General features: G+C 71.1%; 17 protein-coding genes. 8 read left to right on the top strand and 9 right to left on the bottom strand.

Annotated elements, in window-relative coordinates:
• From ACM26Y_RS07225 to ACM26Y_RS07240, 4 genes are all read right to left on the bottom strand, one after another.
• Entirely contained in the window at nt 1-1,413 is a 1,413-nt protein-coding gene (locus ACM26Y_RS07225; protein WP_416063037.1) for an ATP-binding protein, read from the bottom strand.
• 225 nt (nt 1,414-1,638) lie between these two features.
• Nucleotides 1,639-2,616, bottom strand: a complete 978-nt coding sequence (locus tag ACM26Y_RS07230) for a pseudouridine synthase (protein ID WP_054373427.1) — start codon at nt 2,614-2,616, stop codon at nt 1,639-1,641.
• 121 nt (nt 2,617-2,737) lie between these two features.
• A complete protein-coding gene (locus ACM26Y_RS07235; protein WP_416063038.1) occupies nt 2,738-3,700 on the bottom strand; it encodes a ferritin-like domain-containing protein in 963 nt (320 codons plus the stop codon).
• Between the two features lie 166 nt (nt 3,701-3,866).
• On the bottom strand, nt 3,867-4,481 hold the full coding sequence (locus ACM26Y_RS07240; protein ID WP_416063039.1) for a class I SAM-dependent methyltransferase: 615 nt from the start codon (nt 4,479-4,481) through the stop codon (nt 3,867-3,869).
• 268 nt (nt 4,482-4,749) lie between these two features.
• Here ACM26Y_RS07240 and ACM26Y_RS07245 point away from each other — a divergent pair, with 268 nt between their 5' ends.
• The 3 genes from ACM26Y_RS07245 (at nt 4,750) to ACM26Y_RS07255 (ending at nt 6,962) form a co-directional block, all read left to right on the top strand.
• Nucleotides 4,750-5,217, top strand: a complete 468-nt coding sequence (locus ACM26Y_RS07245) for a nitroreductase family deazaflavin-dependent oxidoreductase (RefSeq protein WP_416063040.1) — start codon at nt 4,750-4,752, stop codon at nt 5,215-5,217.
• Between the two features lie 234 nt (nt 5,218-5,451).
• Nucleotides 5,452-5,658, top strand: a complete 207-nt coding sequence (locus tag ACM26Y_RS07250; RefSeq protein WP_003935043.1) for a hypothetical protein — start codon at nt 5,452-5,454, stop codon at nt 5,656-5,658.
• Nucleotides 5,659-5,738: 80 nt separating this feature from the next.
• Nucleotides 5,739-6,962 carry an EAL domain-containing protein gene (locus ACM26Y_RS07255; protein WP_416063041.1) on the top strand — a complete coding sequence of 408 codons (1,224 nt, stop codon included), beginning with the start codon at nt 5,739-5,741 and terminating at the stop codon, nt 6,960-6,962.
• Here the strand turns inward: ACM26Y_RS07255 and ACM26Y_RS07260 are convergent.
• Complete coding sequence (locus ACM26Y_RS07260) at nt 6,949-8,571, bottom strand: FAD-binding oxidoreductase (protein ID WP_054373422.1); 1,623 nt, start codon at nt 8,569-8,571, stop codon at nt 6,949-6,951. The genes ACM26Y_RS07255 and ACM26Y_RS07260 overlap by 14 nt on opposite strands.
• A gap of 25 nt (nt 8,572-8,596) precedes the next feature.
• Nucleotides 8,597-10,252, bottom strand: coding sequence for an alkaline phosphatase D family protein (locus ACM26Y_RS07265; protein WP_003935040.1), 1,656 nt, complete (start codon nt 10,250-10,252; stop codon nt 8,597-8,599).
• Between ACM26Y_RS07265 and ACM26Y_RS07270 the strand changes: the two genes are divergently transcribed.
• Nucleotides 10,205-10,672: a hypothetical protein gene (locus ACM26Y_RS07270; RefSeq protein WP_416063042.1), complete on the top strand. Its 468-nt coding sequence runs from the start codon at nt 10,205-10,207 to the stop codon at nt 10,670-10,672. The two genes, ACM26Y_RS07265 and ACM26Y_RS07270, sit on opposite strands and share 48 nt — an antisense overlap.
• Before the next feature lie 26 nt (nt 10,673-10,698).
• Here the strand turns inward: ACM26Y_RS07270 and ACM26Y_RS07275 are convergent, their stop codons facing one another.
• Both ACM26Y_RS07275 and ACM26Y_RS07280 read right to left on the bottom strand, forming a co-directional pair.
• Nucleotides 10,699-11,181, bottom strand: a complete 483-nt coding sequence (locus ACM26Y_RS07275; RefSeq protein WP_003935038.1) for an SRPBCC family protein — start codon at nt 11,179-11,181, stop codon at nt 10,699-10,701.
• Nucleotides 11,178-11,510 carry an ArsR/SmtB family transcription factor gene (locus tag ACM26Y_RS07280; RefSeq protein ID WP_003935037.1) on the bottom strand — a complete coding sequence of 111 codons (333 nt, stop codon included), beginning with the start codon at nt 11,508-11,510 and terminating at the stop codon, nt 11,178-11,180. The genes ACM26Y_RS07275 and ACM26Y_RS07280 overlap by 4 nt, the downstream gene beginning before the upstream one ends.
• A 66-nt stretch (nt 11,511-11,576) precedes the next feature.
• Between ACM26Y_RS07280 and ACM26Y_RS07285 the strand changes: the two genes are divergently transcribed.
• The 4 genes from ACM26Y_RS07285 to recD all read left to right on the top strand — a co-directional run bounded on the left by ACM26Y_RS07285 (nt 11,577) and on the right by recD (nt 20,643).
• Nucleotides 11,577-12,074: a DUF2505 domain-containing protein gene (locus ACM26Y_RS07285; protein WP_416063043.1), complete on the top strand. Its 498-nt coding sequence runs from the start codon at nt 11,577-11,579 to the stop codon at nt 12,072-12,074.
• Nucleotides 12,075-12,188: 114 nt separating this feature from the next.
• Nucleotides 12,189-15,485, top strand: coding sequence for an exodeoxyribonuclease V subunit gamma (gene recC / locus ACM26Y_RS07290; RefSeq protein ID WP_416063044.1), 3,297 nt, complete (start codon nt 12,189-12,191; stop codon nt 15,483-15,485).
• Nucleotides 15,482-18,778, top strand: coding sequence for a UvrD-helicase domain-containing protein (locus tag ACM26Y_RS07295; protein ID WP_416063045.1), 3,297 nt, complete (start codon nt 15,482-15,484; stop codon nt 18,776-18,778). The genes recC and ACM26Y_RS07295 overlap by 4 nt, the downstream gene beginning before the upstream one ends.
• Nucleotides 18,775-20,643 carry an exodeoxyribonuclease V subunit alpha gene (recD, locus tag ACM26Y_RS07300; RefSeq protein ID WP_416063046.1) on the top strand — a complete coding sequence of 623 codons (1,869 nt, stop codon included), beginning with the start codon at nt 18,775-18,777 and terminating at the stop codon, nt 20,641-20,643. Before ACM26Y_RS07295 ends, recD begins: the two co-directional genes overlap by 4 nt.
• A 23-nt stretch (nt 20,644-20,666) precedes the next feature.
• Here recD and ACM26Y_RS07305 read toward each other — a convergent pair whose 3' ends face one another.
• Nucleotides 20,667-21,800: a flavin-containing monooxygenase gene (locus ACM26Y_RS07305; protein ID WP_416063047.1), complete on the bottom strand. Its 1,134-nt coding sequence runs from the start codon at nt 21,798-21,800 to the stop codon at nt 20,667-20,669.
• Nucleotides 21,801-21,833 lie beyond the last annotated feature (33 nt).

Genomic DNA, 21,833 nt, shown 5'->3' on the forward strand with positions numbered 1-21,833 from the left:
TCACGCCGTGGTTTCCTCCGTCCCGCCGGTCCACTTTCGATAAGCAGACGCGGACCCTTGTCGACCTGGAATCCGTTCGATCTGCTTGCCGTCGATTAAGCGAAGGAAGACCTTCTTTACTGCGTTCTCTGATCCAATTCCGGTCAGACCGCGAAGTGTGCGGTTGTTGATCTCGTCGTGTGTTTCGAGGTATTCCATGCAGATCTCTTCTGGCGAAGCCAGCCGCTCATGTCGAATATTTACGAGCACAGAATTCGGGCGTTCAAGGATTTCAGGCGACTTGAGCTTAAGCGATTTCATCGCATCAAATGCGGTGTTGAGGCCCTCGCCGACGTCCTTGTTTGGTGCATCGGGAAACTTGTTGATGAGTCGCACGATTACGGCATTTCGAGAAAAGCGTTCGTCTAGAATGTTCTCAGGTGTGATGTGTGCGGGGAGTCGGCCGGGGCTCTCCACTTCCACGCGATTATCGAAAATTCGAATATGAATATCGTCAGGAATGCTGTAGTCTCGGTGAATTACGGCATTAGTGATGATTTCATGGATTGCTTCGCGGGGATACTGGATTTCCGACAGGCCGTCCTTGCTGGCGACTTTCGTTTCTTCGACGATGGTCACTACCTGGTCCACTGCGGAGAAAATCTGGTCGTACAAGGCCCCTTCGATCGTAATCGGATCGAACGCGAGGTTCTTTCGTGTGCCCTCCAGATCGGATGTCCTGTAACGGTAGACCTTGATCCCCGACCTTTTTGGTAGCGCGATCTGCGGTTCGTCGGCGAATAGGAGTACGGCCGCGACCGTAGGAAGATCGCCATGAATAAGCATCTGCTTCTTGAACCAGGCCTCAGGAGTATTTGTGTGGATTTGGTGGTTCATAAATCGGCTTGTGGGCGAAGATTCCAGAAGCTCACTGACTGGGTAGCGGACGGTTTCAGATTCAAACGAAGTGATACCTTTTGTCCGCTCAAGGAGCTTGATGTCGTCATCGGAATTTACGGGAATATTCTGCGCTCCGCGCCGCTTGTAGATCTTCCCGTTCGATGCCTTCTTAATCGCGATCGACTTGTCGATTTCGACGTGGAGAACCTTGCCGTAATATCCGTCCGATTCAATGAACTCGTACCGGTGCTCGCCGCCGAGGGGGAAGAGTGTCTCGAAGATCTGGATATGACCGTTCGCATCCTCTTGTGTTTGGAAGCCGCGCCATTCTCGCTTCCGGTTGCCGTCGCTACCCGAGATCTCGGCAATCCCGATGTAGATCTCGCCCCCATCCGCGTTAGCGAATGCCGCAAGTGTCTTGGTGAGGGAGGACGGTGCGATCTCGGTGGCCTTGACGTCTGAGAAGTGTCCCTCCTCGACGCTTAGTACCTTTGCTGCCTCACTCGTGGGGATATTCACGACACGGATGCTCATAAGGCGGAGTCTAAAGTGATGGTGCGACACAACCTGGCGATGGGGCTACAACGGGGCTAAGGCGACCGCCTGAAACAGTATTTCCGCAGGTAGATCGGCTAAACCAGCCACCCAGTAGCGTTCCGCTTCAACGTCTAGAGGCCACGGCATCGGTGACACCGGTGATTGCTGTGGTCTTCACCGGGTTGCCGATCGCGAAGCCACCGAACCCGACACGCACGGCGCTCAGCGCCTCGGCACGGGTGCCTCGCCCAGGGTCCGGCGGGTGACGAACCTCCGCGGCGTCCCCGACAGCGGATCTCTGAACTCCAGCTCTCGCGCGAGCAATTGGAGTGGGAGGGAATGATCGTCCGGGGCTTCGGGCAGTAGGTCGGGATACCAACGGTCGCCCAGGATCCCGGCGCCGAGCGCTGCCAGATGCACCCGCAACTGGTGCATCCGTCCGGTGCGTGGACGCAGAACCGTATGCAGCACAGCACGTCCGGAGGCGCTCACGCCGGTTCCGCGCACCTCGACCGTCGTCTCGGCGTTGGGTTCACGGAAGTTGTCGACGACCACCCGTAACTCGCCGCGTCGCGCCTCGATGTGGTTGCGGTAGACGAAGGGCAGGGCCCGCCCGGTAAGCGCCGGTGCGTCCGGGTCCCACCCGGGCGGTCGCGCCGACACCGCCTCGTAAACCTTGAAGACCCGCCGCTTTTCGAACAGCGACTGGTACGCGCCACGCGTCGCGGGACGGGCCGAGAACATCACCAGGCCGGCGGTCGGCCGGTCCAGTCGATGGATCGGCGTCAGGTCCGGGTTGTCGAGGCGGGTCCGCAACCGGACGAGCGCGGACTCGCGCAGGTATCGCCCGCCGGGGGTGGTCGGGAGGAAGTGCGGCTTGTCGATCACGACGAGGTCGTCGTCGACATGCAGGATCTCCTCGTGGAACGGCATCGGTTCCTCCACCGGCAGATCGCGGTAGTACCAGACGAACCGATGCGTGCCCAGCGCGGTGCCGCGACCGATGGGACTGCCGTCGGCGCCCACGATCTCGCCGGCGTCGAACCGCCGGTACAGGTCGTCGGCGTCCAGGTGGTCGAACCTCGCGACGACGTACGCGGCGATCGTTGCCCACGGTCCGGACGTCGGGACTCGCAGGCGCGTGGGTCCGACCCCGTTCTTGACGGGGAGCGGGGAGGGCATCGGCACGCCCGTCATCATCCCACCGCCTGCCGGTCGGTCCGTGCCGCGGGTCGGGCCGAGACGTGGGCGGCACTGCCTGGCTCACACGCGATCGCCGGGCCCCGCGACGCGGAACCTGGCGATCTGGTGTGACGGTCGATCAGTGGAGCCCGACGACCTCCTGGGCGATGGCGGCCAGGCGGGTCTGGGCGGCCGACACGACACCGTGCCGGTTCTTGTGGGCCTCCTCGTACGCGACGATCGCGCGCACGTCGGCCGGTTCGGTCAGTTCCTTGACCTCGGCGACCGCCTGGGAGACATTGAGGCTGTCGTAGTCGGCGATCGGAAGTTCCTCGGCGGAGAGGATGCCGGTGGCGCTGCGCGCCGTGTGGATCGCCTGGGCAGTTCCGTCCGCACCTTCGCGGCGGGTGATCCGTTCGGCGGTCTCGAGCGCCGCGTCCCGGCTGGCCGTCAGGGTCTTGGTGGCGACGTCACCGGCATGCGCGCCACGGGCCAGCAATGAACCCAGGGCGGGTCGCGTGGAGCGGGCGGCGTCGATCGCGCGGTCGATGCCGCGCGTGGACCACATCACCGGGATGTTGACGATCCGCACCGCCGCGCCGGCGGCCGCCTGCAGCGGGGTCCGTCGCAGCGCGGCGGGCCCGCCGAGGGCATCCTCGGCCAGAACGGTCGTCAACCACTCCACAGTTGCGCTGTGGGCGGTGATCAGACGATCGGCCAGGCCGACGACCGCGGGGGTCTGGGCGGCCGTGGCGAGGGCCTTGAGGTAGCGGGCGCGGTCGAGAAGCTGGTGCTCGAGCGCGAGGTCGCCCAGGAGCGCCTCCTCGAACGGCTGGGCCTGTTCGACCATGGCCTTCACCGCGGCGGCGGCGCGGCCGACGAACGGGCCGATGACGTCGGGCAGGCCGCCCAGCTCGCGGATGGTGCGCTCGATGGCTTCGGCGCGGTCGCGGCCGTTGGCGGCGTTCTCGGTCAGTTCGCGGCGGACGGCCTCGGTGCGGGCCTGGGCGATCCGGGTCTCGGCGACCTGGATCTCGGTGTTGGTCAGGTCGAGCAGTGCTCGCAGCTGGGTGAGCAGCGTGGCGGTGTCGGTCTTGGTCATCGTGCGTTCGCTCCTTCGGTCGATGTCATCGATGGGGCTCACCGACGTGACACGAATCGGCTACCCGACCCCTACCGGCGGGTAACGCGCTGTGAGGGAGAACACACTCGAAGGGCGCATGGCCTGCGGGGTGTCCGAGTCGTGCGCCGACGGTAGGGAGGGCCGATCAGGCCGCGCGCGACAGCACCGCGACCAGGAACCCGGACCGGTCGGTGAACGGCCGCAGATCCCAGGTCGAGAGCTTCAGATCTACCGCGAGACCGTGGGCCGCGGCGTCGGCGAAGAACTGCGGGAACTCGTAGCCCCGGTCCGCGCCGAATCCCACGACCGCCCGGCCCGTCGGGGCGAGATGACGGGCAAATCCCGCCAGTACCGCGCCACGAGTGGAGGGCGCCAGGAAAGTCATCACGTTGCCCGCGCAGACGATGACGTCGAAATCCGCCGCGACACCGCGGGCCGGCAGATCCAGTTCGGCGAGGTCGCCGACGAGCCAGGTGGGGCCGGGATGGTCCTGTTCCGCAGCGGCGATCAGGACCGGATCGACGTCGACGCCGACCACCGCGTGACCGGCTCGGTGCAGATAGCCACCGATCCGTCCCGGGCCGCAGCCTGCGTCGAGGACTCGCCCGCCGCGGTCGAGCATGGCATCGACCAGTCGGGCTTCGCCGGCGATGTCCTTACCCTCGGCCGCCATCTTCCGGAACCGCTCGACGTACCAGGTGGAATGCGCGGGGTCGGCCGCGGTGATCTCTTCCCACTGGCTGGGGATGCGATCGCTCATCGTCGTTCCTCCTCGATTCGGCCGTGCGGCGGGCCGCGGTCCCCAGCGGCGCGGGTCGCAGTCACCGTATGCGGTCACCTTAGGCACCCGGGGTGCCGGGCTGTCGAGCGCACCTGCGGGCGTCCCGGCCGCGCAGGCCCGTCCGATGCCTGGTCTCCCGGTTGACATCCATGTGTCCGAAGGCGAACGTGCAGTGGACGAGTCCGGCGGCGCGGCGCGGGTGCGCGAGCCCGGCTCACCTATCCTCCCTGCAGAGGAGTGCGATGTGATGTCCGACTCCGGGCCCGGCGAGCCTCGCCGATATCGCAGGGGCCCCACCCACCGCGTCGAGAACGTCGTGATGAGCGCCCTGGTGCGGGCCGGCATCGTTCCGCATTCGTACCTGCTGACCACCCGAGGCCGTCGCACCGGCCGCACGCGCGCCAACCCTGTCACCGTCGTCGAGCATGCAGGCCGGCGCTGGCTGGTGGCGCCCTACGGTGTGGTGCCGTGGGTGCTCAACGCGCGCGCTGCCGGCCGCGTAGGCCTGACCCGCCGCTTCCGCACCTGCCGCTACACGGTCCGGGAGGTGCCGGCGCACGAGGCCGCGCCGGTCCTGCGGAAGTACGTCCGCGTCGCGTCCGCCACCCGGGACTACTTCCGGGCCGGCAAGGATGCCTCGACGGAGGAATTCGAGGCGGAGGCCGACCGCCACCCGGTGTTCGAACTCACCCCCGATCGCACGCCCGGGAACTGAGTGCTCGGGTGCGGTGCGGCGGGTAGACGAGTCGGTCGGCGAGAAATCCGACGGGAACTCGGACTCCGCCCCCGTGCCTGTTATTCGTTCGTGACCGAATGTTGCCGTTCGGTGATCTGAGTGACGGTGGGAACGTCACCCGAAGGGGGAATGCTCGTGCACGGCAGGCTCACGAGCATCAGCAGCAACGGTCGGGCGAGGGCCGTGCGGTGCGCACGAGGTTGGGACGTGACCATGGCGAGCACACCGGCATCCCCCGAGATCTCCGGCGAACGGGCCGCGTCGCTCGTCGAGAGCCCGAAAGTCGGGTGGATCCTGCTCACGCTCTTCGGCGTCGGTGGGGGACTGGTAGCGGCGTCCATCGCCGGATCGCTTCTGATCGGGCTCTCGGTGGTGGTGCTCGTCGGCGGTCTGGCCGCGGTGCTCGTCGCCGCCGTCTGATCCCGGTCCCGGCTGGGGAAGGCCGGGACCGGTCCCTGGCCCGCCTTTGCGGAGCAGGACGGGCGTGCGACGCTGGGCTCATGGTGTTCGTCCTCGCCGACCCCACCCGGCCCGCGGTTCCCGAGACCGTCGGTTTGCAGGTGACGCCCTTCTACGCGCCGGTGCGCCGGCTCGACTCGGGCGCGCTGGCGGCGGTGGAGGTCCAGTTGCGTGGCCCCGCGGGAGGACCGCTCGCCACCGCAGAGTCGCTGCGGGCGGCGGCACGGACGATGAGCGAGAAGCGGCACCTCGACCGCCTCAAGTGGTCCGTCGCGCAGTCGAGACCGATCCGGAACGTTCCCGCGCTGGTGGCGATGGACCTCGAATCGGTCGAGACCCTGGACGTCCCCGACGCGGAGGGGTTGCGGCGCGACGTCGTGGTGATCACCGAGGAGTCCTTGATCGCCAATCCGTCGCGGACGTTGCGTGCGGTGGCCGACGCCCGTCGCAGCGGCAAGGTCGTCGCGGTCGACGACGTCGGGTCGCGGCCGCAGTCCCTGGCCCTGCTGCCGCTCGTCGAACCGGACGTGATCGTCCTGGCCCCGCGGCTGTCGGCTCGTCGCGCGGACGACGCCACGGCCCGTGCCGCGCACGCCGTGGCCGCGCAGGTCGAACGGACCGGTGCGCTCGTGATCGCGGACGGCGTCGACTCGGAACCGTGCCGGCGACGGGCCCTTGCGCTCGGGGCCACCTACGGGCTCGGGGCGCTCTATCCCGCAGTCGACGCCCCGGAACAGCTCGCGGAAGAGAAGGTCGATCCCTTCCCGTCCACCCCCGTCCGCAGCGACCTCGCCGCGGAGGCGAGCACACCCTTCGCGATCGCCACGGAAGGGCGCCGGCCCGTGCACAGCCTCAAGCGCCTCCTGGTCGCGATGAGCACCAGTCTCGAGCAGCAGGCCGGGGCCGCGGGGCCGGAGACCATCGTGCTCGGCACGTTCCAGTACGCGCGGAACTTCACTGAGCGCACCCGTGCCCGCTGGCAGTACATGGCGGAGCGGATCGCGTACGCCGGCGTGTACGGCGTGGGCCTCGGCCCCTGTGCGGAGGCGGGCATCCACCACGCGTCGCTCGACCCGGACGACCCCCTGGTCGAGGAGTGGAACGTCGTCGTCCTCGGCCCGTACTTCGCGTGCGTCCTGTCGGCCGTGGACCTGCATCGGGGCACCGACGACCTCGATCGCGAGTTCGACTACGTCGTCTCGTACGACCGCGGCACCGTGGTGCGATGTGCCCGTTCGATCCTGGACCGGTTCACCTCGGCGTAGGACGGCTCGGCGCGGGATCGACGAGGACCCCCGGGTTCAGAATGCCCGCCGGGTCGAGAACGGACTTGGCCGCCTGCAGAACCGCGGCGAACGGGTCGGGACGTTGGCGGTCGTACCAGGGCCGGTGATCCCGGCCGATCGCGTGGTGGTGGGTGATCGTGCCGCCGGCGGTCAGCAGCGCCTCCGACACGGCGGCCTTGATGTCGTCCCACTGCGCCATCGTGCTGCCCCACCGGCCCGCGGCGTAGATGCCGAAGTAGGGGGCGGGGCCGTCCGGGTACACGTGGCTGAACCGGCATGCGACCACCCCCGTCGCGCCCGCCCGGCGCAGTGCCTCGTTCGCGGCGTCGTGCACCGCCTCCCGCAGGGTGTCGAATACGTCCCAGGTACAGGAGGTTTCGAAGGTCTCGACGATCATCGACCGGGCGGCCAGGGCGTCGCGCAGGTACGGCATGCGCAGGAACGACGACCGCCACCGCCCCGCGACGTCCGTGTCGGTCCCGTCCCCGGACGAGTGCCGCGGCGGTTCCGGCAGCGTGCCGCCGTGCTCGCGGCACAGGTCGACTGCGCGGTCCGACCACGCGTCCACGGGGTGATCGGCGGACTCGAAGGCGAGCAGGAGGACACCGCCGGGGGACGCCGTGCCCGCGTTGACGAACGCCTCGACGGGGTCCAGCAGCCGGCAGTTGGCGGGCTGCAGCCCCGACTGGGCGACGGCGCGCGTCGCGGCGACCGCCGCGCCGTAGTCGGCGAAGTGCACCGAGGCGTCGGCTCGCCACCGGGGGCGAGGCTGCAGCCGCATCCAGGCCTCGGTCACGATTCCGAGCGTCCCCTCGGAGCCGAGAAACAGGCGATCCGGTGACGGACCCGCTCCCGATCCGGGCAGGCGCCGCGACTCGCACGTGCCCGCGGGGGTGACGATCCGCATCGACTCGACCAGATCGTCGATGTGGGTGTACCCGGTCGCGAAGTGACCTCCCGAACGCGTCGCCAGCCAGCCACCCAGGGTGGAGAACTCGAAGGACTGCGGGAAGTGGCGCAGCGTCAGACCGGACGGGCGCAGGCCGTCCTCGAGCGCCGGGCCCAGGGTGCCCGCCCCGATGCGGGCCGCCCGGCTCGTGGGGTCGATCTCCCGAACCCCCTCGAGGCCGGTGAGATCCAGGCTCACCACACCGGCGAAGTCGCCGTCCAGTCGCGGCTCGACACCGCCGACGACGGAGCTGCCGCCGCCGAACGGGATCACCGCGACGCGCGCCCGGGCACACCAGTCCAGCACGTCCACGATCTCGGTTTCGCTGCTCGGCCGCACGACGAGGTCGGGCGGATGGCGCAGGTCGCCGAGCAGATTCCGGACCACGTCCCGGAACGCGCGGCCGTGGGTATGGGCAGCCCGGTCCACCGGGTCGGAGGAACACAGCGGTGCAAGGGAATCGGGCGCGGCGATGCGCGCGGGCGGCAGTCCGAGCGACCGGACGTCGGGTGGTGGGTGGTCCGTCAGGTCGGCGCCGGGCAACAGGGCCGAGGCACGTGCGATCAGCTCCTGCAGTTCCGCGCCGCGTACCGCGTCCTCGACGGTGCCCCAGCCCCACCACGAACGCGTCCGCGTCATGACGCCCGCATCGCGGTACGCGGTCTCACGACGTGGCCTCGGGCGCCGACAGCACGAGGTCGGCGGTGGTGGTGAAGCCCACGGGTCCGCGCGGAGCCCGTCCGGAACGTTCCAGCATCAGATGCGCGGCCCGGCCGGCCAGGCGCAGCGTCGCGATCTGATTGCCGAAGAACGGGCCGGTCGCGCGGGTCCACTCGACCGGCACCGGGGGCACCTCCGACACCCGACCGAGCACGAAGCGCACAGCCCGTTCCATCGCCCGGCTCCACGAGATGCGGAACACCACCCGGACCGCGGCGGGCACATAGTTGTGCAAGGGCGAGCAGGTCAGCTGGTACACCCGGGTCGACATCGGATCCGGGAACCACGCCTGCGCGACGTAGGCGTGGTGCACGTCGCCCGAGAGCACGCAGATCGTGGCGGGCGGACGGCCGGACGGTCCGGTGCAACGGCCCCGGCCGATATCCGCGAAGAGCCGGCCGAGCCGGTCGAACGAGTCGCGGAAGGCCGCCCAGTGTTCGAGGTCCGCGCCGCGGCGGACGATCTCCGCCCAGCGGGCGACCCGTTTTCCGCGCACTCCCGCGGCGAGCCGTTCGTCCCAGGACTCGAGGTCGTGCAGCGCCCGCGGCAGCAGCCACGGCAGTGACGTCCCGACGAGCAGGTGGTCGTAGTCGCCCTGCGTCTGCCGCTCGATCCAGGAGAACTCCGGCTCCGAGACCATCTCGCGACGGCCACCGGCCAGGATCCGGCCGCAGCGCGAGTCGATCACCAGCAACCGGACGTTTCCGAGGTCGCGCCGGAAGGACCACTGGGTGCCCTTCGCGCCGTCGGCCTCCTCGTCCGCGGCCGACGCGAACTCCCGCAGCAGCGGCTCGGCATCCCCGTCGCACTTGCGGACGCGCTGGTACAGCTCGTTGCCCGCGAGTTCGGCGGGGTCGAGGTTGCCGAGGTGCTGGTACACCCAGTACGACGCGAGCGCGCCGACGATGCGTTCCTCCCACCACGAGGTGGCTTCGACCTGGTCGCGCCAGGACTGCGAGGTGTTCCAGTCGTCGTGCACGTCGTGGTCGTCGAAGATCATCGAGGTGGGGACGGTGGACAGCAGCCAGCGCACGTGGGGATCGGACCACGACTCGGCGTAGAGCCAGGTGTACTCCTCGTAGTTGCGGACCTGCGGGCCGGGAGGCTCGTCCAGGTCGTGGTGCTCGCGGAGCCGCGCGAGGGTCTGCTCGGACAGTTCGTCGGCGTAGACCTGGTCGCCGAGGAGCAGCAGCGCGTCGGGCCAGCGGTCCGGTGCCCGGGTCGTCATGCGCTGCGCGTACGCGTCGAGCGCGTCGGCGCCGAGCTTGTCGTCGTTCTCGGTGGCGGCCGTGGTGGCGAACCGGCACGAACCGAAGATCAGTTCGAGGGGGCGGCCGGTGCCGAGGGTGCGGACGACGGACGCCGGGAAGTCGGGAGGCGGCCAGACCGGATGTCCGTCGAGGCGGACCTCGTACGGAGTGGTCGAGCCGGGCTCGAGGTCGTCGATCACCACCAGTGCGTAGTGATGACCGGCAACGGTCCAGGTGTGCTCCCGGTGGCCGAGGATCTCGACGGTGCACGGTCCGGACGTCTCGACCCACACGGTGGCGTCGTGACGACCGACGTGCCGCAGGACCGGACCCAGGACGAGTTCTGTCATGGCGCCACCTACATCGGAATTCGGCTCGGCGTTACAGCCATGCGCACGAGCCTACTGGTGCATGGGTCTGCGCGGTCCGGCTCGGCCGATTCGTCGTGGGGGGTGGTGCCGGGTGCCGATGCGGAGGATCGTGTGGGATGCCGGGTGACCGGCGGACGAGAGCACCGCAAGGGGAACGGAGCGAAGCAGTTGAGTACTCAGCGCAGGTCCGAGGACCCACTGGAGAACATCGACGAGGATACGAAGCGTCGGGCGTCGGAGCAGGCGGAGGAGATGCAGCGCCGGTACGAGCCGGGCGCGCGCCCCACGGTGACGCTGCCCGGAACCGGGGGAACGGTGTCGGGCACGGCGTTCGCCGACCTGGTCGAGTCGGGGACCGACGAGGTCGACGAGGAGGGCGACACCGCCTCCGGTCGTTGAGCCCGCGCCGCGGGCGCCGAGCCCGGTCACGTCCGGGCGAGCAGGGCGTCCAGTGCCGCGTAACTCTGGCCGAGACCCTCGGCCATGCCGGAGTTCAGCATGCCGTCGCGTTCCTCGGAGGTGTGGAACTGCGAGACGGTGACCACGCGGGTGCGGCCGTCGTCGAGGTCTTCGAACGTCGCGGTGTCGATGGCGACGTACGCCGGCATGCCGTCCCACTCGAAGGACTGGACGATGCGGTCCTTGGGGGTGATCTCCCGGAATCGTCCTTCGAATCCGTGGGTTTCGCCGTCGCTGTGCTCGACGAACCGCCAGTGTCCACCCCGTTCGAACTCGAAGCGTTCGACGTCGAGGCGGTTGCCCCGGCCCCACCATTGGGCGAGTAGCTCGGGGTCGGTGTAGGCGGCCCAGACGCGGTCGCGGTCGGCGTCGAAGACGCGCTCGACCCGGATCTCCCGCTCGTGAGGAGTCGTGACGGTAAGCGGGGCAGAGGGATTCGTGGTTGTCATGACTTTCCTTTCGTTCGGTCGAGGAACTCCGCAAGGCGGTCCATGCGGCCCTCGATCATCTGCTGGTGGTCGCGGATCCAGTCCGCTTCGTGCTCGAGCCGGTTGGTGCCGAGCCGGCAGTGGCGCACGCGGCCCTTCTTCTCGGTGACGACGAGACCTGCCTCCTCGAGAAGCCGGACGTGTTTGGTGATCCCGGTCGGTGTCATCCGGTACCGGGCGGCCAGGTCGCTGATCGAGGCCGGTCCGGCGCGCAGGTCCTGGAGGATCCCGCGCCGGGTCGGGTCCGACAGCGCCGCGAACGTGGCATCGAGACTCGAATACTGAACCATCAGGTTCAGTGTTGCAGGGCGGCGGAGCACTGTCAACGGTCCCGGCGGGCCGATACTGTGCAGTTCATGCCGAAGTCCTTCGCGTTCACCACCGAACTGGACCACCACGTCCGGGACGTGCACGCGGTCCTGACCGACGAGCGGTACTGGCTCGACCGGGTGGCGGACCGGGCGAGCGCCACCGCGATCGTCGAGGAACCGCACGGTCCGGGCAGCGTGCGGGTGACCGTCACGGACCGGTCCGAACCGTCGGAGCTGCCATCGATCGTGCGCGGCATGCTGCCCGGGCCGCTGATCGTCGAGCGCACCGACGAATGGGGTCCGCTGGTCGACGACGTGGCCGAGGGGCTGCTGTCCGGAGGAGCCACCGGCCTGCCCGTCGCCCTCGAAGGACGATCCCGGCTGCGGACGAGCCGGACCGGTGGGACGTACGTCGACGTGCAGGGGCAGGTCGTCGTCCGGATCCCGCTCCTCGGCGGCCGAATCGAGTCGATGGTGCACGGGATGGTCCGGCAGATCGTCGAGCACGATCGGATCGCGATCGCGGCGTGGCTGTCGCGCTGACCTGCCCCGACCCGTTCGGCAGCGCGTGACGCGCGGCCGCCGCGGCGAGCGCTGTCGCCGGGGTGTGATAAGCCGGTGCAGGACCGGAACACATCGAGCGACGAGGGGACCCGCGTGCTGACGCTGCACCGCGCCGAGCGCGCCGACACCCTGGCCGCCGCGCTCGCCCAGCTGCTCGTCGTGCCCCTCCCCGACCCGTTCGCCCGCGAGATCGTCGCCGTCCCCGCCAAGGGGGTCGAGCGGTGGTTGACGCAGCGACTGTCGACGGTGCTCGGTGGCACCTGCGGTGACGGTGTCGCCGCCAACATCGACCACCCGTCGCCGGCACGGCTGGTGGACGAGGCGCTGGCCGCCGCCACCGGCCGGACGGCGGCGGACGACCCGTGGCATCCCGACCGGATGCTGTGGACGCTGCTCGACGTCGTCGACGACTGCCTCGACGAGCCGTGGTGCACCGTCCTCGCTCGGCACCTCGGCCGCGACGGCGTCGATCACCGCACCGGCCGTCGCTACGCCACCGCCGCCCACCTGGCCGGCCTGTTCCGCAGCTACGCGACGCAACGCCCGGAGATGCTCGTCGACTGGGCCGCCGGCCGCGACACGGACGGCACCGGCCACGGGCTCGCCGAACACCTCCTGTGGCAGGCCCAGCTGTGGCGGCGGCTGCGCGCGCGCCTCGGTGACGACAGCCCCGCGGAGCGGCTCACCGCCGCCTGCACGCGACTGCGCGCCGAGCCGGAGCTCGTGGACTGGCCGGCACGGCTGTCGCTGTTCGGCCCCACCCGGCTCACCGCGGCCCAGTGTGCGGTGCTGTCCGCGGTCGCCGCGAACCGCGATGTGCACCTGTGGATTCCGCATCCGAGTCCGGCCATGTGGGAGGGACAGGCGACCGCGGCGCCGGTGCGTCGTCGCGCCGACGACCGCAGTGCCCTCGCGGTGCAGCACCCCCTCCTGGCGAGCCTGGCCCGGGACGTGCGCGAACTACGCGCGCACCTGGCCGGTCCCGGAGTCGCCGACGTGCACCACCCCGGCGGGACCGGCCCGGACACGCTCCTGGGCCGCCTGCAGGACGACCTCCGAGCCGACCGCCCCCCGGCCCCTTCCGCGGCCGCCGACGGCACGATTCGCATCCACGCCTGTCACGGTCCGGCGCGGCAGGTGGAGGTGCTGCGCGAGTGCCTGCTGCACCTGTTCGCGGACGATCCGAGTCTCGAACCCCGCGACGTGCTCGTCATGTGCCCGGACGTGGAGACCTACGCGCCGCTCGTGCAGGCCGCGTTCGGCCAGGGCGCCGCCGCCCGGCTCGACACCTCCGGGCACCCGGGACACCGACTGCGGGTGCGCCTCGCCGACCGCGGCCTGCGCCGCACCAACCCGGTGCTGGCGGTCGTGGCGACGCTCGTGGGTCTCGCCGACGCGCGGGTGACCGCCAGCGAGGTCCTCGACCTCGCCGGCGCCGCGCCGGTGCGCCGGCGATTCGGCTTCGTCGACGACGACCTCGAACGGCTGCAGGAATGGACCGCCGCCGCCGGCGCCAGATGGGGCATCGGCAGAGGACAGCGAAACACCTTCGGCCTCGGGGACTTCCCGCAGAACACGTTCGGCACGGCCCTGGACCGGATCCTCCTCGGCGCGGCCGCCGACGAGTCGCAGAGCGAGTGGCTCGGACTCACGCTCCCGCTCGACGACGTCGAGAGCAACGACATCGACCTGACGGGACGGTTCGCCGAGTACATCGACCGGCTCACGGTGGCACTGCACGGCCTGCGCGGTCCCCAGCCGGCCGCGCAGTGGGCCGACGCCCTCACCCGCGCACTGGATCTGCTGACCGATGTCGATCCCGCCGACGCCTGGCAGCTCGCCCAGGCCCACCGGGAACTCGCGGCCGCCGTCGAGCACGCCGGGCCGGCGCCGCTGCGGCTGGCCGATGTGCGGGCCATGCTGACGGCCCGGCTCGCGGCCCGCCCGACGCGCGCGAACTTCCGGACCGGCGAGCTGACCGTGTGCACGATGGTGCCGATGCGGTCGGTGCCGCACCGGGTCGTGGTCCTGCTCGGCCTCGACGACGACAACTTCCCCCGCTCCGCGCACATCGACGGTGACGACGTGCTGGCAGTGAATCCGTGCCTGGGGGAACGTGATCCGCGCAGCGAGGATCGGCAGTTGCTGCTCGACGCCGTCATGTCGGCGGGGGAGACGCTGCTGCTGTTCTACACCGGTGCGGACCCGGTCACCGGTGCCCGCCGCCCCCCGGCGATCCCGCTCAGCGAACTGCGCGACGTGGTCGAGACGATGGTCGGTCCCGACGGCATGGCCGACGTCCTCACCCGGCATCCGTTGCAGCCGTTCGATCCGCGCAACTTCCGGCCCGATCGCCCGCTGAGCTTCGACCGGGCCGCACTCGCGGGAGCGCGTGCCGCGCAGCATCCGGCGAAGCAGCGTCCCGGCCTGCTGCAGCGGCCGCTCGCGCCTGCCGCACGCACCGACGTCGACCTCGCCGACCTCGTCGCGTTCGTCACCCACCCCACCCAGGCGTTCCTGCGGCAGCGCCTCGGGGTGCGGGTGCCCGACCGCGACGAGGACATCGCCGACGCCCTCGATGTCGGCCTCGACCCGCTCGCCCGGTGGGATCTCGGCGACCGCATGCTCGAGGCGCTGCTCGCGGGCACGGACCCCGCGGACTTCCGGGCCGCCGAATGGCGGCGCGGCACCCTGCCGCCGTACCGGCTCGGTGAACTCGCGCTCGACGACGTCGCCGCCACCGTGGACACCCTGGTGGCGGTGTGCCGGCCGATCTACACCGGACCGGCCGACACCGTCGACGTGAACGTCGACCTCGGCGACGGCCGGCGCCTGACCGGTACGGTCGGCGGCGTCCACGGCGCCGTCGTCGCCCGCAGCACCTTCTCCCGCCTGGCGCCGAAACACCGCCTCATCGCCTGGGTGCACCTGCTCGCCGTCGCCGCGTCGGACCGGCCGGGACAGTGGCAGGCGATCACCACCGGCCGTGGGCGGTTCCGCAGCACCCCGGCCTGGCGGTCCACGATCAACGCCCCGGCCGACGCCGTGGAGCAGCTCGCCCGGCTCGTGGACCTGCGCGACCGCGGGTTGCACGAACCGCTGCCGATCGCCACCGTCGCCGCCGCGGAGTACGCCGAGCGCCGCCACCGCGGCGACTCCGTCGAGATGGGACTCGACGCCGCCGCCCAGGAGTTCGGCTCCACCTACGGCGAACGTACCGACCGCCACCTCACCTACCTGCACGGCCCCGGGGTGGCGCTGCGGGACCTGACGGCCGTCGCCGCCCGTGACGACGAGCAGACGTGGCACGGCGAGCCGACCCGTTTCGGCGCTCTCGCGCGCCGCCTCTGGGAGCCCTTGCTGTCCAACGAGATCCAGGGGCGCCCGTGACCCGAACCGTGTCCGAGTTCGACCTGCTGGGAACGCTCCCCACGGGCACCACCGTGCTCGAGGCCAGCGCGGGAACCGGCAAGACCTACGCCCTCGTCGGCCTGGCCACCCGGTTCGTCGCCGAGGGCACAGCGGAGTTGTCGCAGCTGCTGCTGGTGACGTTCAGCCGCGCCGCGACGCAGGAACTGCGCGAACGCACCCGGGACCGGTTCGCCGCCGCCGCGCGGGCGCTGGCCGACCCGGACTCCGCCCGCCGCCATCCCGACGAGCTGATCCGGCACCTCGCGGACGGCGACGTGACCACGCACCGGCGCCGGCTGCTGCGCGCCCTGTCCGACTTCGATGCCGCCACCATCGCCACCACGCACGGGTTCTGTCAGCGCATGCTCGACGAACTCGGCATCGCCGGCGAACGCGATTCCGCCGCGGTACTCGTCGAGGACGTCGACGACCTGACCGCCGAGGTCGTCGCAGACCTGTACCTGCGCCGGTACGGCCGCGCCGATGCGGCACCGATCTCGCACGCGGAGGCCGCGGAAGCCGCGCGTGCCGCAATCTTCGACCCGCAGGCCACGCTCGCCCCCGAGGGCGCCGACGGCACGCCCGCGGGCGAACGCGTCGAGTTCGCCCGGGCCGTGCGGGCCGAGGTCGACCGCCGCAAACGCCTCGCGGGTCTGCGGGACTACGACGATCAGCTCTCGCTGCTCCACGCGGTGCTGACCGATCCCGAGCACGGCGAGGCCGCGTGCCACCGCATCGGCTCCCGGTTCCGGGTCGTGCTCGTCGACGAATTCCAGGACACCGACCCGTTGCAGTGGGAGATCCTGCGCAGCGCCTTCCACCGCCGCACGACCCTCGTCCTCGTCGGCGACCCGAAACAGGCCATCTACGCGTTCCGCGGCGCCGAGGTGCTCAGTTACCTCGGCGCAATGGAGTTCGCCGACGAGCACCAGGAACTGGTCCGCAACTGGCGCAGCGACGGGAACCTGCTCGCGGCCCTCGATCACCTGTACGGCGGTGCGGCCCTGGGGGACCCGCGGATCGTCGCGCATCGGGTCGAGGCCGCGCAGCCGCCGTCCCGGATCGCCGGGGCAGTGCCGCTGCGGCTGCGGCACCTGCCGCGCGCCGGGGCCGGCCCGTGCGGCGCATCCGGTTTCCCGAAGGCCCCGGCGTTGCAGGCACGGGTGGCACGCGACGTCGCGGCCGACATCGCGGCGCTGCTCGGGGGCGAGGTCACGGTCGACCTCGGCGGCGGCCGGCGATCCGTCGAACCCGGCGACGTCGCAGTCCTGGTCCGGACCAACGCGCAGGTCGCCCTCGTGCACCGTGCCCTCACCGGCGCCGGGATCCCGGCCGTGCTCGCGGGAGGAACCAGCGTCTTCGCGACCCCCGCCGCGCAGGAATGGCTCCGGGTGCTGCAGGCGCTCGAGCAGCCGCACCGCCCCGACCGGGTACGTCTGGCCGCCCTGACCTCCCTGATGGGGCACACCGCCGTGGATGTCGACACCCGGGGCGACGAGCTCGTGGCCGCGCTCGGCACCCTGCTGCGCGAGCTGGACCTCGTGTTCGAGCGATCCGGCTTCGCCGCCCTCTTCGAGCGCCTCGCCGCGTCCTGCGCCCTCGAGCCGCGGCTGCTGGGCTGGCCGGGCGGTGAACGGGAACTGACCGATCTGCGGCACCTCGCGCAGCTGCTCGACGAGACCGCGGCGGCCGGGGCGCTCGGTGTCACCGCCCTGACCCGCTGGCTGACCGAACGGATCGCCGAGGCGGGCACGGCCCGCGCCGACCGCAGCCGCCGGCTCGACAGCGACGCCGCCGCGGTACAGGTGCTGACCGTCCACGCCAGCAAGGGACTCGAATTTCCCGTGGTCTACGTGCCGTTCGCGTGGGAGTCGGGCGTGCGGCCGAAACCCGAGCGGCTCCTGCTCCACGACGACTCCGGGCGCCGGATCCTCGACGTCGGCGGGGAGGGCAGCCCCGGGTACGGCGACCGTCGCCGGCGCCACGACGACGAGGTGGCCGGGGAGGAACTGCGGCTGCTGTACGTCGCGCTGACCCGCGCACGCTGTCACCTGGTGCTGTGGTGGGCGCCCGGGTACGGCACCCCCGGTGCCCCGCTGCACCGCCTGCTGTTCGGCCGGGCACCCGGCACGTCCGACATCGCTCCCAAGGCACGCGTGCCCGAGGACCCGATCGTGGCGCAGCAACTCGACGCGTGGGCCGACCGCGCTGCCGGATCGGTGTCCGTCGAGGCCGTCGGATCGGCGCCGATCCCCACCGTCACGTGGGTGCGTCCGCGTGAGACCGTCGTGGACCTCGAGGCGGCACGCTTCGACCGCGAGCTCGACGACGCCTGGCGGCGCACCTCGTACACCGCCCTCACCGCCGCTGCCCACGACGAACCCCAGGTGCGTGCGGAGACGGAGCAGCCGGTGCGCGTCGACGAACCGGAGGAACCGCCGCTGCTGCCGGCCGACGTGCCGAGTGACGGCATCGGGTCCCCGATGAACGCCCTGCCCGGCGGGGCGGTGTTCGGCACACTCGTGCACGCGGTGCTCGAGGTCGTCGACACCGCTGCCGCCGACCTCGGCGCGGAACTGCTGCGCTGTTGCCGCGACACCGTCGCCGAACAGTTCTCCGACGTCGACCCCGAAGAGCTGGCGACGGCACTGCTGCCGGTCCTGCGTACCCCGCTCGGCGGGGACGCGGGCACTCTCGCCGACATCGCCCCGGCCGACCGCCTCGCCGAACTCGACTTCGAGCTGCCCCTCGCCGGTGGGGACGATCCGGTCGCCACCACCGTCACCCTCGACGGTGTCGCCCGGTTGCTGCGTGCGCACCTGCCCGCCGACGACCCGTTCGTCTCCTACGCCGATCTCGTCGCAACTCTCGAGCCCACCCCGCTGCGCGGCTATCTCACCGGCAGCATCGATTCGGTGCTGCGGATCCACGGCACCGAGCCGCGGTTCGTGATCGTCGACTACAAGACGAACCGCCTCGGACCGGAGGAACTCACCACCGCCCACTACACCCGGGACCGGATGGCGCAGGAGATGCTGCGCGCCCACTATCCGATGCAGGCGCTGCTGTACGCCGCCGCCCTGCACCGGTACCTGCGGTGGCGGCTGCCCGGCTACGACCCGGCCGTGCATCTCGGCGGCGTGCAGTACCTGTTCGTGCGCGGCATGGTCGGTCCGGAGACCCCGGCGGGCTGCGGCGTGTTCGACTGGACGCCGCCGCCCGCTCTCGTCGTCGCACTGTCCGATCTGTTGGCAGGCAAGGTGATTCCGTGACCGACGCCCAGGTGGCCCAGCGCGGCAAGGGTGCCCTGCGGGCCTTCAACGAGGCCGGGGTGCTCGCGGCCGCCGACGTGCACGTCGCGCTGCGGCTCGCCCAGCTGGCCGGGGAGACCGCCGAGGAGGTACACCTCGCCACCGCGCTGGCCGTGCGCGCCGTGCGCGCCGGTTCGGTGTGCCTGGACCTGACCCGGCTGCGGGAGATCACCGTCGACGAGTCCGCCGAGGTGGATCTCGCGGCGCTGCCGTGGCCGGACGACGACGCCGTCGTCGCCGGCCTGCGGCGCAGCCCGCTCGTCGTCGGCGGCGACCGCGGCCCGCTGCGTCCGCTGTGCCTGGTCGAGACCGCCGACGGTCCGCTGCTGTACCTCGACCGCTATTTCCGTCAGGAGGAAACGGTCCGGCGGATCCTCGACGCCCGTGGGCTCGGCCATCCCGTCGTCGACGAGGCGGCGCTCGAGCGGGGACTGCGCGAGCTGTTCCGCGACCAGCACGATCCCGGTCGCCCGTCCGCCGCCCCGGACCGGCAGCGCATCGCCGCGGCGCTGGCCGCCACCGGGTGGACCACGGTCATCGCGGGCGGGCCGGGCACCGGCAAGACCCACACCGTCGCCCGGATACTCGCGCTGCTGACCGCGCTGCACGGCCCCGCCCTGCGGATCGGGTTGGCCGCGCCCACCGGCAAGGCCGCGGCCCGGCTGCAGGAATCCGTCCGCGAGCAGGCCGGGCCGCTGGGGCTGCGTGCCGACCTGTCCGCGATGACCCTGCACCGCATGCTCGGTTGGCAGCGCGGCCGCACCCGGTACCGCTACCACGCCGGCAACCACCTGCCCTACGACGTCGTGGTCGTCGACGAGACGTCGATGGTGTCGCTGACGATGATGTGCCGGCTGCTCGAGGCCGTCCGTTCCGGGACCCGGCTGATCCTGGTGGGCGATCCGGACCAGTTGACGTCGGTCGATGCCGGCGCCGTCCTGGCCGACCTCGTCGCCCGTCCCGTGACCGCGGCGGGAAACCCGGTCCTCGGGCGCGTCGTCGGGCCCGACCTCGATGCCGGCGACGACCCCGCCGAGGCGTCGCTCTCACCGGGGGAGCGGAACCGGCTGCGCGGCGGCGTGATCCGGCTCAGCCGCGGGCGGCGGTTCGGCGGCGACATCGCACACCTGGCCGTCGCCGTGCGGGAAGGTGACGCCGACGCGGTCATGCGAATCCTCGACGGCGGTGGCACCGAGGTGTCCTTCCATGCCCCGGACGACCTCGCGGCCCTGCGCCGCGACGTCGTCTCCACCGCCGCGACGGTCACCGCCGCCGCCGTCGCGGGCGACGACGTGACCGCCCTCGAGAAGTTCGAGACGCACCGCCTGCTGTGCGCACACCGCGAGGGTCCCTACGGTGTGCAGTGGTGGGCGCGCCGGGCGATGGAGTGGATCGCCGCCGACACCGGCCGGCGGCTCGACACCGAGCGCTGGTATCCGGGTCAGCCGCTGCTCGTCACCGCCAACGATCACGAGACGCGCATCTACAACGGCGACACGGGCGTCGTGGTCGTCGACGCGGACGGTGAACCCGTTGCGGCGTTCGCCCGCGGCAAGGAACCGTTCCGGCTCCACCCCAGTCGGCTGTCGGCCGTGCAGACCGTGTACGCCATGACGATCCACCGCAGCCAGGGCAGCCAGTACGGCACGGTCTCGGTGATCCTGCCCCCGCCCGAATCCTCGTTGCTGACCCGCGAATTGCTGTACACCGCGATCACGCGGGCGCGCGGTCACGTCCGCCTGATCGGCACCGAGGAGGCGGTCCGTGCCGGGGTCGAGCGGCGGGTGCTGCGAGCCAGCGGACTGCGCCGGCAGCCGCGCGCCTGACCCCCGCACGGCGTGGCCGAATGTCACATCGGTTCGATCGGATCGAAGCGATGTGACATCGGGTCGACGGGTGCGCGGTGGCCGACGAGGTGCCGGACGACGTACCCGGCGTCCGCGCCGGCCCCGCCGACGAGCATCGACCGGAACGACGACTGGAAGCACAGCCCGGTGAAGTACAGGCCGGGGACGGTGGTCACCACCCCGCGCTCCTCGAGCGGCCAGCCGTCCGGGCCGAGCGCAGGCAGGTCGATCCAGTCGTAGACCTGCCGGAAGCCGGTGCACCACAACACGTTCGTGACATCGAGGATGCGCCCGCCGGCGAGGACCGGACGCCCGTCGACGACCCCGGTGACCCGTTCGGTGATGCGTTCGACGCCGAGCTCCGCGAGATCCTCCCGCTTGACCCGCAGCAGGGGTGCGCCGTGCCGGCGTTCGTGCTCCCGCGCCTTCCGGCCGAGGGGGGTGCGTACGGAGAGCACGTGGCCCCACACGAACCACAGGGCCGGGAACAGCACCCGCATCCGGCGGCTCTCGATCCGCACCGGGAGCTGCCCGGTGTCGCGGCCGCACAGGATCGTCGGATGGGACGTCGCCACCTCGTATGCGAGGTCGCCGCCGGAGTGGGAGGCGCCCACCACGAGCACCGGGCCGTCGGTCAGCTGCGTCGGATTGCGGTACTCGCTCGAGTGCAGCTGCACGATCCGTGGGTCCAGTTCGGCTGCGAACTCCGGGATGCTCGGGGTGCGGCCGAACGTGCCGGTCGCGACGACGACGTTGCCGGCCTCGATCCGCGTGTCCCCGCAGTCGAGGAGGAAGCGGTCGCCGTCGCGCGACAACCGCCGCACCCGGGTGCCGCCCGCCACGGGCAGCTCGAACCGCGCGGCGTACGCCTCGAGGTAGTCGGCGACGTCGTCCTTCGTCGGGAACCGGTGCGGATCGCCGGGGAACGGCATGCCGGGCAGGCCGTCGTATCCGGCGGGACTGTACAGGCGCAGCGAATCCCAGTGGCTGCGCCAGTTGTCGCCGATCCGACGGTTCGCGTCGACGATCAAAAAGGGGCGGCCGTGCCGGGCGAGGTGGTAGCCGACGGACAGACCCGCCTGGCCTGCGCCGATCACGACGGTGTCGATCTGTCGGGGTGCGCTGTCGGTGGTCATCGGAAACTCCGGGGCTCGAGGGGGCTGTGCGGA

This window comes from Rhodococcus indonesiensis, from assembly GCF_047782815.1.
Classification (GTDB): Bacteria; Actinomycetota; Actinomycetes; order Mycobacteriales; family Mycobacteriaceae; genus Rhodococcus; species Rhodococcus indonesiensis.